Below are 20,951 nucleotides of genomic sequence, written 5' to 3' on the forward strand. Positions count from 1 at the left end.
TTTATCGGCGCCCTCGTTGAAGCCACCCCAAGCTTCAACGACAGAAAAGGTCGGTTGCGAGAGAGCCCATGATGTACAGAGGTCCACAGAAGCTGCTGGCGGCCATCGTCGCCACGGCGATCACGTTTCTGGGGGTGGGAAGCGCCTTGGCACCGCCGGCCCTGGCCACTCTGCCAGGCTCGCCCGGCGTTGCCCAGCCAGGTACTCCTGTCTACACGGAGACCTTCGCGAATCAGAATGCCACCGCCAGCGCCCTCAGCATCCTGAGCTACATGGGTGGAACCGCAGCTGCGAACCAAACGTATACAGCTGATACGCCCTACACACCGGCCGGCGGACAATGCGACGGCTGGATACTGAACTCCTTCACCCCGTTGGCGACCTCCGATGCGGGTTGCCTCAGGAACCAGCCCGGCGGCTGGGAACAGATCCAGCAGATGTCGGTTGCCCTCGGATTGGCGCAGGGACAAACAGCAGCGCAAGCTGCCAGCAACCAGGCGTTGTCTGAATACACCAACAGTGCATCAGGAAATATCGCCGCTGGCGTCCAATTCCGCACCGAAGCAAACACCATCCCGGCAATCGCCGGCCACTACTATGCGGTGTCAGGTTACTTCGCCCAGGTGAACTGCCACGCTGCACACGCGAGCCAGACCTTCAGCCTGCTCATTAATGGGACACGCCAAGTGCTCAGCGCCGGCCTCGATCCCTGTGGCAGCAGCACCCAGCCAAGCGTCCAGGTCACCAAGCTCCAATCCGCTGCCTACCAGATTCCCGTGGGCACAAACCCTTCACTCGGCTTGGAGCTGAGGAATGAAACAGCCACGGGAATCGGCAACGACGTCGCCTTCGACCTTCCGCAGATTGTGGATGTGACGCCCCAGCTGGATAAATCCTTCACCCCGGCGCTCATCGCACCTGGCGGCACATCCAAGGTCACGCTGACGATCACCAACACCGACGACCTCAAGGCGAAGAACGACTGGTCCATCACGGACACACTTCCTGCTGGACTGACCGTTGCCGGTACTCCCAACATGGGTGGCACCTGCGTGCAGGCCGCGGGAACCAACCCCTTGGAGAAGTGGGCCGTTGCCGGCAGCAACACCGTCTCAGTCATTGGCGGTGACCTCGCCCAAGGAATGACGGCGTGCACCATTACGGTAGACGTCACAGCTGCTGCGGAGGGTACGTACGTTAGCGGACCCGCCAACATCGTGACCAACCTGAACCCGCCTGCAAACGCCACGCTCAGCGTTCGGTCTCCGCGGCTGGCATTAAGCAAAGCCCTTGGCGCTCCCCGGCTGTCTGATTCCCATCAGTTCACCACCCACATCCGCACGGGCTCGGCCACTGGACCGGTTGTCAGCTCTACTGCCAACGCGACCACTGCTGGTGCGGGCTCCACGATTGAGCCAAACACGGGTGTCACCGGTGAGTACGTAGCCAATGCCGGAACCCCGTATTATCTGACCGAGTCCGGTACCAACCTGTCCGGCTACAGCAATGCCATAACCTGTGTGGACGCCAATGGTCTTCAGTCCGGCCTGCCTTCCGGGGCGCCTTTCGCTGGCTCCCTGGAAATTGTGCCCCGTGCCGGCGCCGATATCAGCTGTGTGCTGACCAGCACGGCACATCCCGTGCCGACCATGGAGTGCAGCGTGTCCGCTGACGCCTCTGACATTCAGCAATCGCCGGTTGTGGGTGACCGTATCACCTACACTTTCGCTTCGAAGAACACCGGCAACGTGCCGCTGACCAATGTCTCCATCACGTATCCGCTGGCTGGCCTGTCCGCCCTGAGCTACACCTGGCCGGGCATCCCGGGTGAGTTGCTCCCTGGCCAAACCGTGACGGCTACGGCAACCTACGGGATCACGCAGGAAGATATCGACGCCGGTCATCTCGCCAACTCGGCCACGACCACGGGTACCCCGCCCGCAGGTCCGCCGCTAGCGACTCCTCCCGGAACAACGGACACACCTTTGACCCAGGCCGCAGCGATGGAGTTCAGCAAGTCCGCCGACGCCAGCGCCGTTCTCCATCCGTCTGTTGCGGGCGATGTGATGACATACACGTTCACTGCGAAGAACACCGGCAACGTCACGCTGACGGATGTCTCCATCGAGGATCCGCTGGCCGGTTTGTCCGCGTTGAGCTACAGCTGGCCCGGCGCCCCAGGAACCCTTCTGCCCGGTGAAACCGTGACAGCCAAAGCAACATACGGGATCTCCCAGGCTGACATCGACTCCGGGCACGTGGTCAACAGCGCAACTACAAGGGGCACTCCTCCCTCCGGCACCCCGATGACGCCTCCTCCCGGAGAAACGGACACCCAGTTGACGCCGGGCGCCGGCATGCGGTTCACCAAGACGGCGGATGCATCTGCAGTGGGTGACCCCGCCAAGGTGGGCGATCCAATCACCTACATGTTCACGGTGAAGAACACAGAAAATGCGCCGTTGACCCACGTGGTGGTCAACGATCTGATGCCGGGCCTGTCGGCCTTGGTTTACACCTGGCCCGGTGACGCAGGAATTCTGCTTCCCGGTGAGGAAGTGACTGCCAGAGCAACGTACGCGGTCACGCAGGCGGACATCGACGCCGGGCACGTGGTCAACACGGCCACCGCAACGGGTACGCCTCCCACTGGACCGGTGGTCGCCACGCCACCAGCGAGTGTTGTGGTGACCTTCCCGCCAGTTGGGCCCAACCAGACTGATGGGCCGCGGGACGGGGCCAGTCGGCCCGACGGACCGCGGGACGGTCCCGGCCAGTCTGATGGACCGCGGGAAGGTGACGGATCGCCCCTTGGTCCCAGTCAGTCTGAAGGACCGTTGGCCTCCACAGGCGTTGTCCATAACGTGCTGCCGATCAGCCTCATCGTGGTTGGCGCGGGCCTGGTCCTGTTCCTCTTCGGATACCGTCGCACTCGTCACTGAGATCTGGTGCTGGGGCGTGGGTGCCCTGGAAAGCGTGCTCTGCTAACTGGCCGGCCGCTTTCTTTGCCACTGCACGGCGTGCCAGAAGAGTAGGGCGGCCGTTAGTAGCAGGCCGCCCAGGAGTACGTACGGGGTGTAGGACATCAGCATGAAGCTGAGCTGCGCCGATGTGTTGAACTGTGTTGGTCCGGCCATCGCAGCTGCTGCTTCGGTCAAGGCCCAGAACCCGAAGCCCAACAGTCCCGCATCCAGCACCCACAGCACAATGATGAAGGGGTTGGGCGAAGCGCGTTTCTGCGCGGGGTCCGCGAGTTCGGGCACATGGGGGCTGACCGCAGGTAACGCGTTGCCGTCCTCGTCGATTTCCCGGAAACCGATGTGCTCGTGAACGTGGTCCTTCATGGCCCCCCAACCTCTGACAGCTGATAGTCCTAGCACTCTACTCCCTGTTCCGAGCAAGCCGCAGGTAGCAGCCGATGGCCCTTATGAACAATCACTTGGCCGAAAAAGCGCCATATTTTGCACCCAACACGGTCTGAATGAAAGTCAATGACGCACCAACCACAGCTACTTACGCGAGAAAACGCCTTCTGAGCGAAATAGGTCACAAAAGTTTGACGGAAAGGCTTACCTAAGTAAGGCTTACCTTGCTAATAAGCGCCCCCAACGCAATGGAAGGAAGCTGACGTGACGTCACCTAGTGTCGAAGAGCGGATCGCTCAGGAGCAGGACTTCGGCTCCAAAGTGGAACTGGCCCTCGCTGCCACAAACCAGCTGTTCAACGCACGAAATTCGCCCAGCTACGTCGCGCAGGTTCTTCAGGGAGTCAACGCTGTCTCCACCAAAGTCCAGCGGACCGCCCAGCCGTTCACCGGCGTCGGGCATGCTGAACTGAAGGCGAAGGTTGGCGCCGTCGATCTTGAACGTCCGCTGCCGGACACGGCTGCAGCACTGGAAGAGCTGGACGAGCTCTACCTCAAGGACGCCATCTACTTCCACGATTCCCGCTACGCCGCCCATCTCAACTGCCCGGTTGTCATACCGGCGCTGGTGGGCGAAGCGGTGCTCTCGGCCGTGAACTCCTCTATGGACACGTGGGATCAGAGCGCCGGTGCCACCATGATCGAACGCCGCCTCATCGATTGGACCGCCGAGCGCATCGGGTTCGACGCCGACGCCGACGGTGTTTTCACCTCGGGCGGCAGCCAGTCCAACTTCCAGGCGCTGCTGATTGCCCGCAACCACGCGGTCGCCAAACTGCGGGCGACGAATGGGGACGCTCGCCTGCCGCACCTCCTGGACCGGCTCCGGATTTTCACGTCCGTGGACAGCCACTTCAGCATCCAGAAGTCCGCGTCCATGTTGGGCCTCGGCTTCGACGCCGTGATCGCCGTGCCTACGACGGAAGACCACCGCATGGACCCCGCAGCGCTCGCGGCTGCTTTGGCAGAAGCGCACGACGCCGGGCTGGTGCCCATGGCGGTTGTGGCCACCGCCGGAACCACGGACTTCGGTTCGGTTGACCCGCTCTCCGAACTGGCCGCGCTGGTCCGTGCCTACGATTCCTGGCTGCACGTGGACGGCGCCTACGGTGGAGGACTCATCGTTTCCGGCAGGCACCGGCACCTCCTCAGCGGGATCCACCGTGCGGACTCCGTTACCGTCGACTTCCACAAGACCTTCTTCCAGCCCGTCAGTTCCAGCGCGGTCCTGGTCCGCAACGGCTCCATGATGGGCCATGTCACGTACTACGCGGACTACCTGAACCCGGAGAGCGCTGCGAAGGCCGAAATCCCCAATCAGGTGGACAAGAGCATTCAGACCACCCGCCGCTTCGATGCCCTGAAGCTGTGGCTGACCCTCCGCATCATGGGGGCCGACGCCATCGGCGCCCTCTTCGACGAAGCGATCGACCTCGCCGCCCGGGTGGGAACCTTGCTGGCTGAGGATGCCGAGTTCGAGCTCGCTGCCGCACCGCAGCTGAGCACCTTGGTGTTCCGCTATCGCCCGATGGTTGACGGCGCAGCCCTTGATGAAGACGCTGCGGACGTTCTTAACCCTGCCATCCGCGCCGCGATCTTCGCCTCGGGTGAAGCTGTTGTTGCCGGCACCAAGGTAGCTGGCCGCCACTACCTCAAATTCACCCTCCTCAACGCCGAGGCGAGCCTGAGGGACATCCAGGAAATCATCGAACTTATCCGCCGGACGGGCGACAGCCTGCTGGCGAACACCACGGAGGCTGCAGCATGAGCACCCAAGACAACGGCAAGATCTACGACGTCGCAGGCATCGGCGTCGGGCCTTTCAACCTGGGACTGGCCGCGCTAAGCGAGCCTGTGGAGAACCTCGACTGTGTGTTCCTGGACCGTCGCGAGTCCTTCGACTGGCACCCCGGCATGATGCTGGAACCGGCGCATTTGCAGGTCCCGTTCATGGCGGACCTCGTGACGCTCGCCGACCCGACGTCGCCGTTCTCGTTCCTGAACTTCCTGAAGCAGACGGGCCGCCTGTACCGCTTCTATATCCGCGAGAACTTCTACCCGCTCCGCGCCGAGTACAACCAGTACTGCCAGTGGGTGGCCGGCCAGCTTGAGTCCGTTCGTTTTAGCACGGATGTGCTGGATGTGACGTACGACGACGGCGTGTACCGGCTTTCGGTGCAGGGGCCGGACGGCGCTGAGGTACTTCTTGCCCGCAAGCTGGTCCTGGGCACCGGTACGTCCCCGTACATTCCGGACTCCTGTGCAGGGATAGTGGACGCCGGCGGACTTGTCCTCCACAACGCCGACTACCTGTCGAGGAAGAGCGAGCTGCAGTCCAAGCGCAGCATCACCATCGTGGGCAGCGGCCAAAGCGCAGCGGAGCTTTACTACGAACTCCTTCAGGAAATTGACGTCTACGGTTACCAGCTCAACTGGGTGACCCGTTCCGGCCGTTTCTTCCCGCTGGAGTACACCAAGCTCACCCTCGAGATGACCTCGCCGGAGTACGTTGACTACTTCCACTCGCTCCCGGGCGAGCAACGCGATTCCCTGATCAAGAGCCAGAAGAACCTGTACAAGGGCATCAACTCGGACCTGATCGACGATATCTACGATCTTCTCTACACCAAGAGCCTCTCCGGCATGGTGGACACGCAGCTGCACACGCACTCGTCGCTCACCGCCGCCGAGTGGGACCCCGCCACGGGCACCCACACACTCCAGTTGCACCACGAGGAACACGGGCAGAGCTACAGCCTGGAGTCCGAGGCCGTGGTCCTGGCCACCGGCTACAGCTACAAGGAGCCCGCCTTCCTGGCAGGCATCCACGATCGGATCCGCCGCGACTCCAAGGGCCGCTTCGATGTCGAGCGCAACTATGGAACCGGCGTTGAACCCGGCGAGATTTTCGTCCAGAACGCGGAGCTCCACACCCACGGCTTCGTCACCCCGGACCTCGGTATGTCCGCCTACCGCAACTCCTGCATCCTGCGCGAAATCACCGGCCGCGAGGTTTACCCGATCGAGCGCAGCATCGCGTTCCAGCAGTTCGGCGCACCCGCACCCGTTTCCGCAGAGCTTCCGGCTGCAGTGGGGGCAACCGCATGAGCTTCACGTTCCGACCAGTCGAGCCCGTAGCGGACGCACCTGTCCTCCACAGCTGGGTGAGCCAGGAGTATGCGCGATTCTGGGGCATGGTTTCGGCCACCGAGCAGGACGTTGTGGAGGAATACTCCAAGATTGCCGAATCGGGCCATCACCAGGCGTTCTTAGGCCTCGACGACGGCGTCCCAGCCTTCCTCATGGAGCGCTACCGCCCGGAGTCATCGCCGTTGGCGGACGTTTATGAGGTCCAGCCCGGCGACGTCGGCATGCACCTCTTGGTGTCCCCGCCCGCCGGTGCTCCCCAGCCTGGCTTCACCACCTCGGTCATGCAGTCCGTCATGGCGGAACTGTTCGTTGACCCCGCAACCCGGCGCATCGTCGTCGAGCCTGACGCCCGCAACCACAAGATTCATGTCCTGAACAAGAAAGTGGGCTTCCGGCCCCACGGCGTGGTGACCCTTCCCGCCGTCGACCCCGCCGAAGACCATAAGCAAGGACTGCTGAGCTTCTGCACCCGCGAGGATTTTCTCGCTACCCTGACCCCGATTCTGGCCGCGCCTGCCGCGGCGACCAGAGGAGAATCCCTGTGACCACCACTGCCCACAACGCCACCACCTCTGCCGTTGATACCGTGTCGCACCTGACCCCTGGGCGCTGGGTCGCTGCCAACCGGCACCTGGTCCGTAAGGCAATCGCCGAGTTCGCGCACGAGCGCATCCTGGTCCCGGAGCTGATCCGGGAAGAGGGCGCCGGCGTCGGGCTCTATAAGGTGGTGAGCGATGACGCCGCTACGGAATACCGCTTCAGCGCCAGGCTGCTGCAATTGGAGCACTGGTCCGTAACAGCCGAATCCATCGTTCGGTTGCGGGACGGTCAAGAGCTTCCAGTGGATGCCTTGGACTTCATTGCCGAATTCCACGAGGCACTGGCCATCCGCCAGGAAATGCTGCCTGTGTACCTGGAGGAAATCAGCAGCACGCTGGCCAGCCACGCCTACAAGCAGGGCAAGCCCTTCACCTCGGCGCAGTTGGCTGCGGGTATCACCGGTGGTGCTGACCGGGCTGCGGACTTCCAAGCAATTGAGCACAGCATGACCGAGGGGCACCCGTGCTTCGTGGCCAACAATGGCCGGCTTGGATTCGGGATTGCCGACTACCACGCGTTCGCTCCGGAGACCGGTGCCACCGTGAAGCTGCAGTGGATTGCGGTGCACCGCAGCAAGGCTGTGTTCACATCGAGTGCCGGATTGGATTACCGGACGCACTTCGAAGCTGAGCTCGGCCCGGCCACTCTTGCGTGGTTCAACGCGGAACTGTCCGCATCCGGGCTGGATCCCGAGGACTATCTCCTGATGCCGGTCCACCCGTGGCAGTGGGACAACAAGCTCACGGTGACGTTCGCGGCAGAAATCGCCCAGCGCCACATCGTGAACCTTGGCAACGGTGAAGATTCGTACCAGGCGCAGCAGTCCATCCGTACGTTCTTCAACACCGATTTCCCGGAGAAGGCCTACGTTAAGACGGCCATGTCCGTGCTGAACATGGGCTTCATGCGCGGCCTGTCTCCGCAGTACATGAAGGCAACGCCGGCCATCAATGACTGGCTGCAGGAACTGATCGGCAATGACCAAGAGCTCCAGGACCGGGGCTTGGCCATGATCCGTGAAACCGCGGCCATCGGCTACCACAACCACTACTACGAGGCTGCTTCGGCCAAGGGTTCGCCCTACCGCAAGATGCTCTCGGCCCTATGGAGGGAAAGTCCGCTCCCGTTGCTCAAGGACGGGCAGCAGCTGGCAACGATGGCGTCTTTGTTGCACGTGGATTCGTCCGGAAACTCCGTGGTTTCTGCCCTGATTTCCCGGTCCGGCCTGGCGCCCACCGAGTGGCTTCGCCGCTACTTCGAGGCCTACCTTGTGCCGCTGGTCCACTGCCTCTTCGAGTACGAGCTCGCCTTCATGCCCCACGGTGAGAACGTCATCCTGATCCTCGAAGACGGCGTGCCCGTCCGGGCGATCATGAAGGACATCGCCGAGGAAATCGTGGTCATGGGGGATCGGCTGGAACTTCCGGAGGAAGTCTCCCGCGTCAAGGCCGAGATCCCTGCCGAGGAAATGGTCCTGGCCATCTTCACGGACGTGTTCGACTGCATCTTCCGTTTCCTCGGGGCAATCCTTGTGGAGGACGGGACGCTGCGTGAAGACGAGTTCTGGGGAACTGCCGCGGCTGTGCTCCGCGAATACCAGCAGCGGCACCCGGAGCTTGCAGACCAGTTCGCCATGCACGATCTCTTTGCCCCGGACTTCGAGCTCTCCTGCCTCAACCGCCTGCAACTGAGGAACAACCAACAGATGTTGGACATCTCGGATCCCTCCGGTGGGCTCCAAATGGCAGGCCGCCTGGCCAACCCTTTGGCCAAGTTCGCCTAGGTTCCTGCGGTGAGGGGTTGGCTTTCGGCACTTTCGAGCGTTGAAAGGGGCGAAAGCTAACCCCTCGGCGCGTCAACAAGCGCCACAATCTCAGTTTCATACGCCTGCGAGGACGCCATCGATCCCCGGAACCAGCACACTGCGTGGACGGACGGGTCGCCTGGGACCACCATGGGCCGGAGGTTGTCCACGGTGGATCCCTCTGTGATGGCTTCCCACGTCCAGCTCGCGCCGGCATCGGATGTCACTCCGCGGTAGATCTCGTAGTGTTCTGTAGCTTTGCCCGTCCTCGGATCCACAGGTGCAGAGATATAGACCCGGTCCAGATCATTCGGGTCCACAGCACCCAGCCCGGTGTAGTCCTGCTCGTGCGGCAGCAAACCGGGACCGGCGACGGCGAGGGGATGCAGCTTCCAGCGCACCCCGTCAAAGCGGGCGTACAGCAGGCGGTGATCGTCGACGTCGAGCATTTGCTCCCGCTGCAGCGGACCGTTCACGTCGTTGGCCCGGCACGTGAGGATCGCCGCGAGTTCCGTGCCCCGCCGGCGAAGGTCAGTAGTCCAACCATGGGTGAGGACATCGCCGTCGAGCGTTGATCCTGCCTCGAAAACGGTGGTCAGGGCCGCCTGGTTGATCCCGGCTGAGCCGATGACGGGCTTGCTGACCACCTTGCCCTCGGCGTCGTGGAGTCCATCGCCCTGGATGTAGCCGTGGTAGATGCTGTTGTTGAAGTCGCGGGGGTGGTGGTCCGTGGTGATGAGGTCGATCCGGTCCGTGCCGTTGCTGACATATCGGGTGTAACCGTTGACGTAGCCGATTTTGGGGCGGGTGAAGAGCTTGCCGCCGTAGCTCCAGGTGCTGCCGTCGTCCTCGGAAATCATCAGTGTGGGGTCGTCGTTGATGGCGCGGACAAAATTGTAGACCCGGCCTTCGGCGCTTAAAGCGTGGAGGTTGGAGTAGGTGGCACCGCGGCCGTCGGCGAGTTCCGTCCAGTCGAACTGCTGCTCGGGCTCCCACTCGGACGCGTCGTGCGGCTTGGTGGACACGCGCCAGCGGGAATAGTTGTCCGTCTTGTGCTTGGCATACATGGCCACGTAACGACCGTCGGGCCGGATGAAGAGAGCCGGGGCGTTGTGGTCATCGGCCTCCAACCTTTCATGGAGTACGTGGACGCGGCTTTGGCCCGTAGCAAGGTTCACCACTGCAACTTCGATGTTGCCGCTACGCTCCGCACCACCTTGTCCTTCCGGGGCAGCAACCGAGCCCACCAGCAACGTGTTAGCGGCGGGGTCGATCAGTGCGCGCTCGTCCTGGAACCAGCACCACGCCCCGTTGTTGTTGAGGACAAGTGGACCTTGCAGGAAAGAGTTGACCATGGGAATCCTTTGCGGCTTTGCATCGTTTCAATTCCAGTGTGGGTACTAGTCTAGGCGCATGACGACTCGAGCCAATGAACTCACCGCCCTGGTTACCGGGGCCACCGCCGGGCTCGGTGCGGAATTCGCCCGCCAACTCGCCGAAGCCGGACACCACCTGGTCCTGGTAGCCCGCGACGAACAGCGCCTGAAAGAAACGGCCGAAGAGCTTGAACGCGACTTCAGTATCTCGGCGGAGGTTCTTTCCGCGGACCTGACCACCGACGTCGGCGTTTCAGCCGTCGCAGACCGTTTGCGGGACGCAACACGGCCCGTGGATGTCCTGGTTAACAATGCCGGCATCGGGCTGTTGAAGTCGTTCGAAAGAAATGAGCTGGACGAGGAACGCCGCCACCTGCGGCTCCACGTGCAGACACCCATGGAGTTGAGCCACGCGGCGCTGGAAGTCATGCTGGCCCGGGGGAAGGGGCGGATCATCAACGTTGCCAGCGTGGCAGCGTTCGCCAACAGGGGCACTTACTCCGCAGCGAAAGCCTGGCAAGTGACGTTCAGCCGGTGGGCCAACATCACCTACGCAAAGTCCGGCGTGCAGGTCACTGCGGTGTGCCCCGGGTTCACCCACACCGAATTCCACGATCGCATGGGCATGGACAAATCCGTTGCTCCCCGGTTCTTGTGGCTCACCGCCGAGCGTGTGGTGCGCGAGGGGCTGGAGGACAACGCCCAGGGCAAGGGTGTCTCCATACCGACGCGCCGTTACAAGGTGGTCAGCTTCTTCGCCCGGATACTGCCGGCCAAGCTCACCTCCGGCCCGCCTCGCCGGCCGCTGGAACCCTAGGCAGGAAGCTGGGACGAGGGACTTGACCACGCCCCACAGGGACCATCGGGTTACTATGACACTTCATTCGAGCCTGAGGGGGCAGTGCTATGAAGAACAAATCCTTGGCATTAGTGGGGGCCATAGTTCTCAGCGGATTACTGCTGAGCGGTTGCTCCGGTGCCAGCTCCACGGGATTCCAGGCTTTGGAACGGGAAGCAACGGCGGCGGACAATCCGCCGGAGGACCTAGATCTCGGCGAGATCCACATGGAAAAGATTCTTCTGGTTGCAGAGGCAAACGGGAAGAAATATTACCTGGGACAAGGCAAGCAAGCCCGCCCATCCTGCCTGATCGTAGAATCCGTGGACCCATACTTTTGGCACAGCGGCTGCACCGACTCCATCCAGGGCGAGATGCTGAGAATCAGTGGCCCGGACCAGAAATCCGCTGTTCTGGTTTCCGATGACTACGACACCAAGCAGCTGGAATCGAGCGGCCTGACGAAAATCCACCCGAACATCCTGGTAGTTACAAACTGACCCGGCTCCGCGGCGCCCGCACCAGCACAGCAACCGCGATGCCAACTACGGCTCCTACGAATGTCTCGATGGCACGTTCCATGACCAGCACACCCGGATCCATGGGTGCGGCCAACTGTGCGATCAGCAGGACCACCGGCGTGAAGAACACCATGGCCCACCCGTAATGCCGTGCCATGAACAGCTCTGTGGGGAACTGGCACAGAACCACCAGCACAGCGAGTACCACCGCGGTTTGACCGGGGAAGTACTGCAGCGGCGATAGCGGACCGGGGAAAAGCACGACGGCGACAATCGCCAACCCGAGGAATGTTCCCACAATGCGGTGGATTCCTCGGTGGACGCGGCTTGGGAGGTCGGCGCCGGCTAGCGGCACAGCCGCGGCGGCCATGGCCCAGTGCGGGTGGCCGCTCCCGCTGAGGACGCCGATAGTCCCCGCGGCACTTACCGCCAAGGAATAGCGCGCAGCGTGGACCAGTGCGGCTTGACGCAGCGGGCCGCGGAGGACGGGAACGTCGCGGGCAGCACCGGCCTCCCACGTGCGTCGCCGGAGCCAACCGGTAAAACCGACCACAATGGAAAAGGCGGCGGACGCTGCCCCGATGAGTACCGCCGTCGTGAACGGAACATTGGTGGGCACGGATGCACAGGCGCCCAACGCGAGGATGCCGAAGAACGGGCCGATCGGTTTGAGGCGCACGGAGTCGGCATACAGCGACCCGAACCCGGCAAACAGGGTGGCCACCAGCACCAACCACCAGGAGTGGATGTGGTTCACGGAAAGGAACACGCCGATGGTCAGCCCGCCCACCAGGAACAGGGCAGCCTGGGCTTGGTGTTTGAGCCGCAGCTGATGCGTTTCGTTGCGCCCGTACATCCCGGTCAGCGCACCGAAAACGGCGTACATCATGAGGTCCGGACGGCCAATGACAAGGAGGAGCAGTCCGGGAACTGCGACGCTCAGGGCCACCCGCACTGCCGAGAGTCGATCGTTGTTGGCAGGGCCCAGCCGGTGGAGTTCGCGGGCGTGGACCATCAATCCGGGCACAGGGGAACACCACCAATCAGTTAAGGCTTGTCTTTGAAAATTAGCAGTGTCGCCGCCCAAGCCGCCATAAGCCCGGTCACAACCCGTAGTGGGCTTCGGCGCGCGTACGGGTAAAGGTCTGGGAAGATCGAGGTATGCCCGTCGCTTTCGTCTGCCGCACCCGCTCCGCCATGTCGCCGCAGGAGCTGTTCGATCTTTCCCGCAACATCGATGCCCACGTGGGGTCCATGACCCAGAGCCGTGAGAAGGCGGTGGGCGGCGTTACCACCGGGCTGATCTCGGAGGGCGAGACTGTCACCTGGCAGGCGTGGCACTTGGGAGTCCGCTTCCGCATGACCAGCCGCATCACGCGGATGGAGGCGCCGTCGTCGTTCTCCGATGAACAGGTGAAGGGCCCTTTCAAGTACCTCCGGCACACGCACGAGTTCCGGCCGGACGGCAGTGGGACCCTCATGGTGGATACCGTGGAATTCGCGGCGCCGTTCGGTCCTTTGGGACGGCTGGTGGAGAAGCTGATCCTGGCCCGGTATTTGCAAAACCTGATCGAGAAGCGCAACGGGTTTCTGGTTGCCCAAACCCTGCAAGCCCCAACCCCACAAGCCCAAACCCCGCAAGCCCCAACCCCACAAGCCCAGGACCCGCGGCAATGATCAGGCTCGCGCATGCGGACGACCTGCTGATCTTGCAGGAGATCGAGCGTGCCGCGGGCCAGGCTTTCCGGGCCTTGGGAATGGACTCCATCGCCGACGACGAGCCCCTCTCCATCGATGAGCTGAACAGTTATGCCACAGCCGGGCGTGCCTGGGTGTCCGTGGACGGGCTCAATTACCCGGTGGCGTATCTCCTGGCTGACATCGTGGACGGGGCCGGTCACGTGGAACAAGTGAGTGTCCACCCCGATCAAGCGCATCAGGGCCTGGGCCGCGAACTGCTGCATGCCGCGCGCGTCTGGACGCGAGGCCACGGTATGCAAAGGCAAACCCTGAGCACGTTCCGGGATGTGCCGTGGAACGCCCCGTACTATCGCCGCCTTGGTTTTGACGTGCTCGACGCCGGCAGCTGGGGTCCGCAGCTGGCCCACCTGATGGAGCACGAGGCTGAGTTGGGCCTGACCCGTTGGCCGCGCGTTGCCATGTGGCGTCCTGCGGTCCCACCGCAGTAACTACTCCGCTACCAGCTCAACCTCGTAGCTGTCCGTGTTGAGCAGGTACGCGGCGTAGTGGTCCGGGCCGCCGGCGTGCGGATACTTGGACTCGAACATCTCGTACCAGCCTGCGTCCGCGCCGAGCGCCCGGATCCTGTCCACGTTCTCCCGGGTGCCAGCATGGAAGGCCACGTGGTTCACCCCCGGATCAGTGCGCCTGTGGCCTGTACCGGTGATGGCATCAGTCTGCTCCACCACCACGTACGTGCCATCGAGCTTCCAACTGCACCCCGTGGGCCACTCCTGGAAGGGCTCATAGCCGAGCTCGCCCAACAGCCACCCCCACTCTTCCCTGGCCCGTTCAAGGAACGGCACCCAGATCTCAAGATGGTGGATCGACCCCACCGGAACCTCACGCATGCGCCGATTCTACGAGGTCCGCGCCCGTTCCACATCGGCCGCGCTCGCCGAGTCGCCCACGGCGCGGAGCCCTGCGATGACACCGTCAACATCAGCCGGAGTGCGGTTCTGGCTGAGTTTCGTCTTGGCTTCTACCCTGCTAATCAAAAGTTCGACGCCGACAATCGCCCGCAGTTGGCCGGCAATGAACCGCTCGGGTGCTTCGTCTACGGACCATGGTTGGGGCATGCCGGCCTCGTGCTGGTCAGACAGGCGCCGCACGTGCCTGGCCAACCACTGCGCGTCGTCGTGAATGACGAGTTCACCGTAGACGTGCGCGGTGGAGTAGTTCCAGGTGGGGACAACCCTGCCGTGTTGGGCTTTGGAGGCGTACCAGGACGGGGAAATGTAGGCATCCGAGCCCTGCACGATCATCAAGGCCTCTCCGGTAGCCGGCATGGACCACTGCGTGTTGTTGCGGGCCATGTGCGCGTGCAAGGCGCCGTGCTCGCCGACGGTGGGCTCGTAAACGAACGGCAGCAGGGTGGCGAGCAAGCCGCCCTCCGTCATGGTCACCAGGTTGGCTGCCCCGGAGTCATGGAGCAGCGAGGCCACGGCCTCCTCGGAAGCGGCAAAGTGAGCTGGCGTGTACATGGGGTTCCTACTTCCTGAGCCTGACGCGGACAGCTGCACCAGCACAGACGATCACTGCGAGGCCGCCCACTATGGTGGTCCAGGTCATCGACTCGCCTAACAAGAGTCCTGCCCAAGCGATGGTCATGACGGGCTGGACGAGTTGGATCTGGCTGACCTGCGCCATGGGTCCGATGGCCAGGCCTCGGTACCAAGCGAAGAAGCCGAGGAACATGCTCACCACCCCAAGGTAGGCGAAGGACAACCACTGGATTGGGGTGGCAGAAGGAGCGCCGGAACCCAGCGAGAGCACCGTCAGCAAGATCATCACGGGTGCCGCCACTACCAAGGCCCAGGAGATGGTCTGCCATGCGCCGAGTTCCCTGGCCAGCAATCCGCCTTCCGCATAGCCAATTGCGGCGGCAACCACGGCACCTAGCAGCAGCAGGTCCGCCCAGTGAAGGGAACCAAATCCACCGGACTGAACCAAGGCGAATACCACCGCGGCAATCACTCCCACCGCGGTCAGGACCCAGAACAACGGGCGAGGACGTTCGCGTCCCCTGATCACCGCTACGGTGGCCGTGGCCGCGGGCAGTAGCGCGATCACCACGGCTCCATGGCTGGCGGACGTGCTGGTGAGGGCGAAGGTAGTGAGCAACGGGAATCCGGCCACGATCCCTCCGGCCACCACAGCCAGCCGCAACCATTGGATGCCCTGTGGAAAACGTTGCCGGGTCAGGCCCAAGGCAAGCGCTGCAAGGATGGCGGCAACCACGGCACGGCCCGCTCCGATAAATAGGGGAGACATGCCCTCCACAGCCACCCGGGTGAGCGGCACCGTGAAGGAGAAAGCAACGACGCCGAGGAGGCCCCACCAGATTCCGGTCGTTGTCCGGGTGGATACCACTGGTCGAGAAAGTGTAGTAGCGCTACTATTAGGACTCATGAATCACGATAGCAGTTCTCGAATCGTCTCGCGAGTAAAAGAATGGATCGCAGGGGCGGCGCCGGGAGCCAAACTGCCATCCACGCGACAACTCGTTGCCGAATATCAAGCAAGCCCCGTCACAGTGCAGAAAGCCCTGAGGACACTCACGGCCCAGGGCCTCATCGAGAGCCGTCCCGGCGTCGGAACCTTCGTGCGGGCATACCGCACGGCCAGGCCCTCGGACTACGGCTGGCAAACAGCGGCGTTGCGGGCAGCCCAAACCGCGCGGCCCCTGAACTCTGCCGCCATGCGCAGTGCCACCAACGACGTCATCGCGTTCCACTCGGGGTATCCGGACCGCGAACTCCTCCCTGAAAGACTCGTCCGCGCCGCCCTCACGCGGGCCGCAAGGGGAGACGCCGCCCTGTCCCGGCCGCCCGCGCAGGGGCTTCCCGAACTTCAGACCTGGTTCGCGCATGAACTGAGTACCTCAACGCCGGTTGGCGTCACGCCGCCCCAGCCAAGCGACGTCGTCGTTCTTCCAGGCAGCCAGAGCGGACTCAGCTCGATTTTCCGCGGTCTGGTGGGGCACGGCCAGCCGCTGCTGGTGGAGTCGCCCAGTTACTGGGGCGCGCTGCTGGCAGCGGGCCAGGCCGGGGTAAATGTCATTCCTGTCCCCAGCGGCCCGGAGGGGCCTGACCCGGACGAACTGGAGAGGGCTTTTGAGGAATCCGGAGCGCGGTTGTTTTACGCGCAACCCAATTTCGCCAATCCCACTGGTGCGCAATGGTCCGCGGAGCGTGGCGAGGAGGTCCTGAGGATCGTCCAGCGGCACGGAGCTTTCCTTGTGGAGGACGACTGGGCACACGATTTCGGCATCACCGCGCCATCAGTGCCACTCGCCGCCAAGGACGACTCCGGCCACGTGGTGTACATCCGCTCGCTGACCAAGAGCGTTTCGCCATCCATCCGCATCGCAGCCATCATCGCGCGGGGTCCTGCGCGCGAACGCATCATGGGCGCGCAAGCCGCCGAGTCAATGTATGTCAGCGGCTTGCTTCAGGCGGCAGCGCTCGACGTCGTCACGCAGCCCGGGTGGCAAACGCACCTTCGCGGCCTCAGCCACCAACTGCAGTCGCGGCGCGACCTCCTGGTCACCAGCCTCCGCGAACATGTTCCGCAGGCCCACCTCAGCCACCTGCCCAAGGGTGGCTTGAACCTGTGGTTGCGGATGCCGGACGGGTTCGACGTGGATCAGCTCACCAAAGATTGCGAGGCTGCCGGGGTGCTCATTGCCGCCGGAACGGAGTGGTTCCCCGCTGAGCCGGAAGGGCCGTACATCCGCCTCAACTACACCGGACCCAATCCGGGCGCCTTCCCGGAAGGTGCGCGGATCATTGGCGAGGCAGTCCAAGCGCAGTTGGGCGCTTAACAAGCCGTAGCCACCAACACCAAGGAGAGCGCCTTGGGGCTGGTGGCTACGGTGGGCGGCAAACTGCCGCGAACTAACTGAATCGCTTGTATTAAGCGTCGCTGTGCAGAAGTTGCAGGCAGTGAGTTCCTAAGCGGGGGTCAAGTCCTTGTCGCTCTTGCCAAACACGGCATCATCGATCGGCCGGCCGTCGAACGGCATTTCGTCCAGGTTGATGAGCGGGTTGGTGTCCTGCGTTGCCACGAGCTCGCGTGCCTCTGCCTGGGTGTCCACACTGGGCATGGAGCCGGGCAGGGGACGCTGGGCGGATTCACGCAGGAAGTAGATGGCCACCGCACCCACGATTGACGTTGCCATCAGGTAGTACGCCGGCATCATGTCGTCGCCGGTGCCTTCGATAAGGCCTTGCACGATGAACGGCGTGGTTCCACCGAAGATCGCTACGGAGAAGTTGTACGCGATGCCCATTCCGCCGTAGCGGCTGGATGTCGGGAACAGGGCCGGCAGGGCCGAAGCCAGGTTGGCGATGTAGAACGTCACCGGGAAGGCAATCAATGCGAGACCGGCAAGTGTGGACCAGATGTCGCCAATGCCGATCAGAAGGAAGGCCGGAATAGCGAAGACGATGGTGCTGCCTGCACCGATCCACAGCACGGGACGGCGGCCGATACGGTCGGAGAGCTTACCGGTCAGTGGGATACAAACGGCCATGATCACCAGGACCGGGATGGTCAGCAAGGTGCCGTGGACGGGGTCGTAACCCTTGGAATCCGTAAGGTATGTGGGCATGTACGACGTCAGGGCGTAACCAACAGTGTTGGCTGCGGCTGCGAGGATCATGGCCAACACGATCTGGCGCCAGTAGGCCTTGATGATGCCAATGGGGCCCTTGGCTACCGCAGCATCCTGCGATGCTGCGTCCTTGGCAGAAGCTTCCTGGGCGTCCAGGGTTGCCTGGAATTGGGGGGATTCCTCAATCTTGCTACGGAAATACACGGCGATGAGGCCCAGCGGACCAGCGATCAGGAACGGAATCCTCCAACCCCATTCCTCCATGGCCGTCTGTCCGAGCGTCAGCTGCAGGACCGAAACCAGGGCGGCGCCGAGGGCGAAGCCGATGTAGCTGCCCATATCAAGGAAGCTGGCGAAGTAGCCGCGACGCTTGTCCGGGGCGTACTCGCTGACGAAGGTTGTGGCACCGGCGTACTCGCCACCGGTGGAGAAGCCCTGGATGAGCTTCAGGATCACCAGCAACGCGGCGGCCCAGATGCCGATCTGCGCGTAGCCGGGAAGGAGGCCGACGGCGAACGTACTTGCCGCCATGAGCATCAGTGTTGCTGCGAGCACCTTCTGGCGGCCCACCTTGTCGCCCAGCCAACCGAATACGACGCCGCCAAGGGGGCGCGCGATGAAGGTTGCGGCGAAGGTGCCCAGCAGGAAGAGTGTCTGTACTGATGGGTCTGCTTCGGGCAGGAAGACAGGACCCATGGTGGTGATGAGGTAGCCGAACACGCCGACGTCGTACCATTCCATGGTGTTGCCGACGATCGTGCCGCCGAGTGCTTTGCGCAGCATCGGCTTGTTCACCACGTTGACGTCGGACTCTTTCAGCCGGCGCTTCGGGCGAAGCTTCGTTTTCTTGGTTGCGTTCTTTACTGCATGTGCTGCGTTCGTGGCGGCCGGGGTGGGGCCTGCCAATACCTGGTTCCCGGTGGCGTTCCTTGCGCCATCCGGAGAGACGGTGTTGCTTTGGTCTGTGGGCATTTGGGCTTCTCCTAGGGAGGTCATTTGCTTGCGACTTCTGCTGCCCCGCTCTGGGCAGGGTTTCAATTTTACGCGTTTTGGGCCGAAAACCCGAGTTGAGATCCGATTTTTGGGCCATATGAGGATGCAAATTGCCTAGCTGTGTTGCATCTCATTACCCGCTCTTACCCCGTAATCATGCGGATCCGGGCCCGTTTTTGCCCTCCGGAGCACGTTGTTACCAAATTGTTTAGCTGAGCCAACGTAACGTGCCGGATTCGGGCCCAAAAGCTGATGATTTGAGGGGGCTACCGTGATGATCCGATCACCACGGTTGCCTCCAATTCCTCGTCCGAGGCCACCTCCGCGATGAACCCCGCCTCGCCTAGAATCCGAGCGGTCTCCAGCGCCTGTTGTCCCGAGGTTTCCATCACCACGGCCCCTCCCGGCCCAAGCCACTGAGCCGCCCCCAGCGCTATCCGACGCTGCACATCCAAACCGTCAGCGCCGCCGTCGAGCGCCACCCGCGGCTCATGGAGCCGCGCCTCCGGCGGCATCATCCCGATTGACTCCGTGGGCACGTACGGCGCGTTCGCCAGCAGGATGTCCACCTTCCCGCGCAGTTCCCGGGGGAGGGCTCCGTAGAGATCGCCGTGGTGCACAGTGCCGCCTCGGGGCTCAACGTTGCGGCGCGCGCACTGGACCGCGGCCGGGTCGATGTCCGCCGCGTGCAGCTCGCAGCTCCCCAGAAGATCGTTGAGAGCTGCACCTATAGCGCCGGAACCGCAGCAAAGGTCCACGACGACGGCACGGCGCCTGGCTGTTAGCGGCTTGGCGATCATCGCCGCTTCCCGCACCAGGAACTCCGTGCGACGCCGCGGCACGAACACGCCAGGTCCCACGGACATGCGCTTCCCGCAGAAATCCGCCCACCCGACGATGTGCTCCAAGGGCTGTCCGCTGAGACGTTGGTCCACCATGCGGTTGAGCTGCTCCGGATGGTGGGCGGCGTCGATGAGGAGTTGGGCTTCGTCCTCCGCGAAAACGCAGCCGGCAGCGCGCAATGTGGTGGCGATGGATGCTCTCCGGGTCACGTTTGCCATGCTAGCCGAGGATGAATCCTTGTGCGGTTGGAAGAAGCTGCAGGTGAGGGGTTCACAAATCTGCCGGGTCTTGGTTAGGGTATGAGGCATGGGAACACTGATTTTTGAGTAGACCGGCCTCCGGCCCCTCGCGGCACAGCCGAGTTTTACCTGACAAAAATCCACGCCTGTTGAGGCCCTGCCTCCATGCCGTTCCCGTTCTCGACGCCTTTTTCCCGAACCGCAACGACATGGGATACGTGTCTCTTCAGGACTCACACTTTTAGGAGTCCACGTATGACTGCCAACCCTTCCGAAAACAAGAAGACCCCGGCTTCCGGTGGTATCAAGTCCAAACTGACCGACGCCCAGAAGGCAATGCTGGCCAGCAAATCCGGGGGCGGTGCACCGGCCGGCTGGCAAAGCACCGGCAAGGGGCACAAGCCCACCTCCGCCAGCGGCAAGCAGGCTAAGACCGAGAAGAAGGTCCGCTGGTAAACCTGCGGACAGGCACATGGAAATACAGGCACACTGGAAAGGAAGAACCATGACTGCGAATCACGATTCTGAGCGCATCAATCCTGAGGTAGCGAGCCACTTGGTGGAGTCCATGGACATGGCCCCGATGCCCGAGCCCACAACCATTGCCGTGGCACTGGGCGCTGACCAGAGCAAACAATGGCCTGACGGTAACGGCAAACGACGCCACCCGAAGGAACGCGACCAAGCCCATGGCCGTATGGGCCAAGGCGCAGCTGTGACGGCGATCCATAGAACCAGCCGCCCGCAGATGCCGCACTCCTCCTAACCGCAACTCCCTACGAACCAGCCCAGCTTCGGGACAAGC

General features: G+C 62.9%; 20 protein-coding genes. 12 read left to right on the forward strand and 8 right to left on the reverse strand.

All coding sequences use genetic code 11. The features are described from left to right. Positions 1-68: 68 nt before the first annotated feature. Positions 69-2,942: a CLIPPER-2 domain-containing protein gene (locus tag ARUE_RS01315; RefSeq protein WP_014920447.1), complete on the forward strand. Its 2,874-nt coding sequence runs from the start codon at positions 69-71 to the stop codon at positions 2,940-2,942. Positions 2,943-2,984: 42 nt separating this feature from the next. Here ARUE_RS01315 and ARUE_RS01320 read toward each other — a convergent pair whose 3' ends face one another. Beyond that, a complete protein-coding gene (locus ARUE_RS01320; protein ID WP_011773033.1) occupies positions 2,985-3,344 on the reverse strand; it encodes a hypothetical protein in 360 nt (119 codons plus the stop codon). Positions 3,345-3,629: 285 nt separating this feature from the next. Between ARUE_RS01320 and ARUE_RS01325 the strand changes: the two genes are divergently transcribed. Genes ARUE_RS01325 through ARUE_RS01340 form a run of 4 tightly spaced genes read left to right on the forward strand, consistent with a single transcriptional unit; the run spans position 3,630 to position 8,957 of the window. Beyond that, on the forward strand, positions 3,630-5,192 hold the full coding sequence (locus ARUE_RS01325) for a pyridoxal phosphate-dependent decarboxylase family protein (RefSeq protein ID WP_014920448.1): 1,563 nt from the start codon (positions 3,630-3,632) through the stop codon (positions 5,190-5,192). Further along, complete coding sequence (locus ARUE_RS01330) at positions 5,189-6,532, forward strand: lysine N(6)-hydroxylase/L-ornithine N(5)-oxygenase family protein (protein WP_011773035.1); 1,344 nt, start codon at positions 5,189-5,191, stop codon at positions 6,530-6,532. The genes ARUE_RS01325 and ARUE_RS01330 overlap by 4 nt, the downstream gene beginning before the upstream one ends. Further along, positions 6,529-7,119 carry a GNAT family N-acetyltransferase gene (locus ARUE_RS01335; protein WP_014920449.1) on the forward strand — a complete coding sequence of 197 codons (591 nt, stop codon included), beginning with the start codon at positions 6,529-6,531 and terminating at the stop codon, positions 7,117-7,119. Before ARUE_RS01330 ends, ARUE_RS01335 begins: the two co-directional genes overlap by 4 nt. Then, on the forward strand, positions 7,116-8,957 hold the full coding sequence (locus ARUE_RS01340; protein WP_014920450.1) for an IucA/IucC family protein: 1,842 nt from the start codon (positions 7,116-7,118) through the stop codon (positions 8,955-8,957). The genes ARUE_RS01335 and ARUE_RS01340 overlap by 4 nt, the downstream gene beginning before the upstream one ends. Positions 8,958-9,013: 56 nt before the next feature. Here ARUE_RS01340 and ARUE_RS01345 read toward each other — a convergent pair whose 3' ends face one another. After that, complete coding sequence (locus ARUE_RS01345; protein WP_014920451.1) at positions 9,014-10,333, reverse strand: BNR-4 repeat-containing protein; 1,320 nt, start codon at positions 10,331-10,333, stop codon at positions 9,014-9,016. A gap of 58 nt (positions 10,334-10,391) precedes the next feature. Between ARUE_RS01345 and ARUE_RS01350 the strand changes: the two genes are divergently transcribed. Then, positions 10,392-11,171, forward strand: a complete 780-nt coding sequence (locus ARUE_RS01350; protein ID WP_014920452.1) for an SDR family NAD(P)-dependent oxidoreductase — start codon at positions 10,392-10,394, stop codon at positions 11,169-11,171. Between the two features lie 89 nt (positions 11,172-11,260). Next, the gene (locus ARUE_RS01355; protein ID WP_014920453.1) at positions 11,261-11,692 is read left to right on the forward strand and encodes a hypothetical protein; all 432 of its coding nucleotides are present in this window, start codon (positions 11,261-11,263) and stop codon (positions 11,690-11,692) included. On the opposite strand, the gene ARUE_RS01360 is transcribed toward ARUE_RS01355, so the two are convergent. Then, positions 11,682-12,800 carry an FUSC family protein gene (locus ARUE_RS01360; protein WP_014920454.1) on the reverse strand — a complete coding sequence of 373 codons (1,119 nt, stop codon included), beginning with the start codon at positions 12,798-12,800 and terminating at the stop codon, positions 11,682-11,684. The genes ARUE_RS01355 and ARUE_RS01360 overlap by 11 nt on opposite strands. Positions 12,801-12,874: 74 nt before the next feature. On the opposite strand from ARUE_RS01360, the gene ARUE_RS01365 reads away from it, so the two are divergent. Both ARUE_RS01365 and ARUE_RS01370 read left to right on the forward strand, forming a co-directional pair. Continuing rightward, complete coding sequence (locus ARUE_RS01365) at positions 12,875-13,390, forward strand: SRPBCC family protein (RefSeq protein WP_014920455.1); 516 nt, start codon at positions 12,875-12,877, stop codon at positions 13,388-13,390. Next, positions 13,387-13,902 carry a GNAT family N-acetyltransferase gene (locus ARUE_RS01370; RefSeq protein WP_014920456.1) on the forward strand — a complete coding sequence of 172 codons (516 nt, stop codon included), beginning with the start codon at positions 13,387-13,389 and terminating at the stop codon, positions 13,900-13,902. Before ARUE_RS01365 ends, ARUE_RS01370 begins: the two co-directional genes overlap by 4 nt. Here ARUE_RS01370 and ARUE_RS01375 read toward each other — a convergent pair whose 3' ends face one another. The 3 genes from ARUE_RS01375 to ARUE_RS01385 are packed head-to-tail and all read right to left on the reverse strand — an operon-like array spanning position 13,903 to position 15,865. Continuing rightward, positions 13,903-14,304 carry a VOC family protein gene (locus ARUE_RS01375; RefSeq protein WP_014920457.1) on the reverse strand — a complete coding sequence of 134 codons (402 nt, stop codon included), beginning with the start codon at positions 14,302-14,304 and terminating at the stop codon, positions 13,903-13,905. It abuts the gene before it with no gap. Positions 14,305-14,313: 9 nt separating this feature from the next. Then, on the reverse strand, positions 14,314-14,937 hold the full coding sequence (locus tag ARUE_RS01380; protein ID WP_014920458.1) for an FMN-binding negative transcriptional regulator: 624 nt from the start codon (positions 14,935-14,937) through the stop codon (positions 14,314-14,316). Between the two features lie 7 nt (positions 14,938-14,944). Then, complete coding sequence (locus ARUE_RS01385) at positions 14,945-15,865, reverse strand: DMT family transporter (RefSeq protein ID WP_014920459.1); 921 nt, start codon at positions 15,863-15,865, stop codon at positions 14,945-14,947. On the opposite strand from ARUE_RS01385, the gene ARUE_RS01390 reads away from it, so the two are divergent. Beyond that, positions 15,864-17,279 carry an aminotransferase-like domain-containing protein gene (locus tag ARUE_RS01390; protein WP_014920460.1) on the forward strand — a complete coding sequence of 472 codons (1,416 nt, stop codon included), beginning with the start codon at positions 15,864-15,866 and terminating at the stop codon, positions 17,277-17,279. The genes ARUE_RS01385 and ARUE_RS01390 overlap by 2 nt on opposite strands. Before the next feature lie 129 nt (positions 17,280-17,408). Here ARUE_RS01390 and ARUE_RS01395 read toward each other — a convergent pair whose 3' ends face one another. After that, the gene (locus ARUE_RS01395) at positions 17,409-19,043 is read right to left on the reverse strand and encodes an MFS transporter (RefSeq protein WP_011773048.1); all 1,635 of its coding nucleotides are present in this window, start codon (positions 19,041-19,043) and stop codon (positions 17,409-17,411) included. 287 nt (positions 19,044-19,330) lie between these two features. Further along, positions 19,331-20,215 (reverse strand): putative protein N(5)-glutamine methyltransferase, encoded by an 885-nt coding sequence (locus tag ARUE_RS01400; RefSeq protein ID WP_014920461.1) that lies wholly within the window; start codon positions 20,213-20,215, stop codon positions 19,331-19,333. 186 nt (positions 20,216-20,401) lie between these two features. On the opposite strand from ARUE_RS01400, the gene ARUE_RS01405 reads away from it, so the two are divergent. Continuing rightward, the gene (locus ARUE_RS01405) at positions 20,402-20,602 is read left to right on the forward strand and encodes a hypothetical protein (protein ID WP_043469623.1); all 201 of its coding nucleotides are present in this window, start codon (positions 20,402-20,404) and stop codon (positions 20,600-20,602) included. A gap of 49 nt (positions 20,603-20,651) precedes the next feature. Next, positions 20,652-20,912, forward strand: coding sequence for a hypothetical protein (locus ARUE_RS01410; RefSeq protein WP_043469625.1), 261 nt, complete (start codon positions 20,652-20,654; stop codon positions 20,910-20,912). Positions 20,913-20,951 lie beyond the last annotated feature (39 nt).

Source organism: Arthrobacter sp. Rue61a, from assembly GCF_000294695.2.
GTDB classification, from domain to species: domain Bacteria; phylum Actinomycetota; class Actinomycetes; order Actinomycetales; family Micrococcaceae; genus Arthrobacter; species Arthrobacter aurescens_A.

Coding starts and splice junctions, on each gene's coding strand:
- ARUE_RS01315 (WP_014920447.1), top strand. CDS start 69: ATGATGTACAGAGGTCCACAGAAGCTGCTGGCGGCCATCGTCGCCACG.
- ARUE_RS01320 (WP_011773033.1), bottom strand. CDS start 3,344: ATGAAGGACCACGTTCACGAGCACATCGGTTTCCGGGAAATCGACGAG.
- ARUE_RS01330 (WP_011773035.1), top strand. CDS start 5,189: ATGAGCACCCAAGACAACGGCAAGATCTACGACGTCGCAGGCATCGGC.
- ARUE_RS01335 (WP_014920449.1), top strand. CDS start 6,529: ATGAGCTTCACGTTCCGACCAGTCGAGCCCGTAGCGGACGCACCTGTC.
- ARUE_RS01345 (WP_014920451.1), bottom strand. CDS start 10,333: ATGGTCAACTCTTTCCTGCAAGGTCCACTTGTCCTCAACAACAACGGG.
- ARUE_RS01350 (WP_014920452.1), top strand. CDS start 10,392: ATGACGACTCGAGCCAATGAACTCACCGCCCTGGTTACCGGGGCCACC.
- ARUE_RS01355 (WP_014920453.1), top strand. CDS start 11,261: ATGAAGAACAAATCCTTGGCATTAGTGGGGGCCATAGTTCTCAGCGGA.
- ARUE_RS01365 (WP_014920455.1), top strand. CDS start 12,875: ATGCCCGTCGCTTTCGTCTGCCGCACCCGCTCCGCCATGTCGCCGCAG.
- ARUE_RS01370 (WP_014920456.1), top strand. CDS start 13,387: ATGATCAGGCTCGCGCATGCGGACGACCTGCTGATCTTGCAGGAGATC.
- ARUE_RS01375 (WP_014920457.1), bottom strand. CDS start 14,304: ATGCGTGAGGTTCCGGTGGGGTCGATCCACCATCTTGAGATCTGGGTG.
- ARUE_RS01380 (WP_014920458.1), bottom strand. CDS start 14,937: ATGTACACGCCAGCTCACTTTGCCGCTTCCGAGGAGGCCGTGGCCTCG.
- ARUE_RS01390 (WP_014920460.1), top strand. CDS start 15,864: ATGAATCACGATAGCAGTTCTCGAATCGTCTCGCGAGTAAAAGAATGG.
- ARUE_RS01385 (WP_014920459.1), bottom strand. CDS start 15,865: ATGAGTCCTAATAGTAGCGCTACTACACTTTCTCGACCAGTGGTATCC.
- ARUE_RS01395 (WP_011773048.1), bottom strand. CDS start 19,043: ATGCCCACAGACCAAAGCAACACCGTCTCTCCGGATGGCGCAAGGAAC.
- ARUE_RS01400 (WP_014920461.1), bottom strand. CDS start 20,215: ATGCCTCATACCCTAACCAAGACCCGGCAGATTTGTGAACCCCTCACC.
- ARUE_RS01405 (WP_043469623.1), top strand. CDS start 20,402: ATGACTGCCAACCCTTCCGAAAACAAGAAGACCCCGGCTTCCGGTGGT.
- ARUE_RS01410 (WP_043469625.1), top strand. CDS start 20,652: ATGACTGCGAATCACGATTCTGAGCGCATCAATCCTGAGGTAGCGAGC.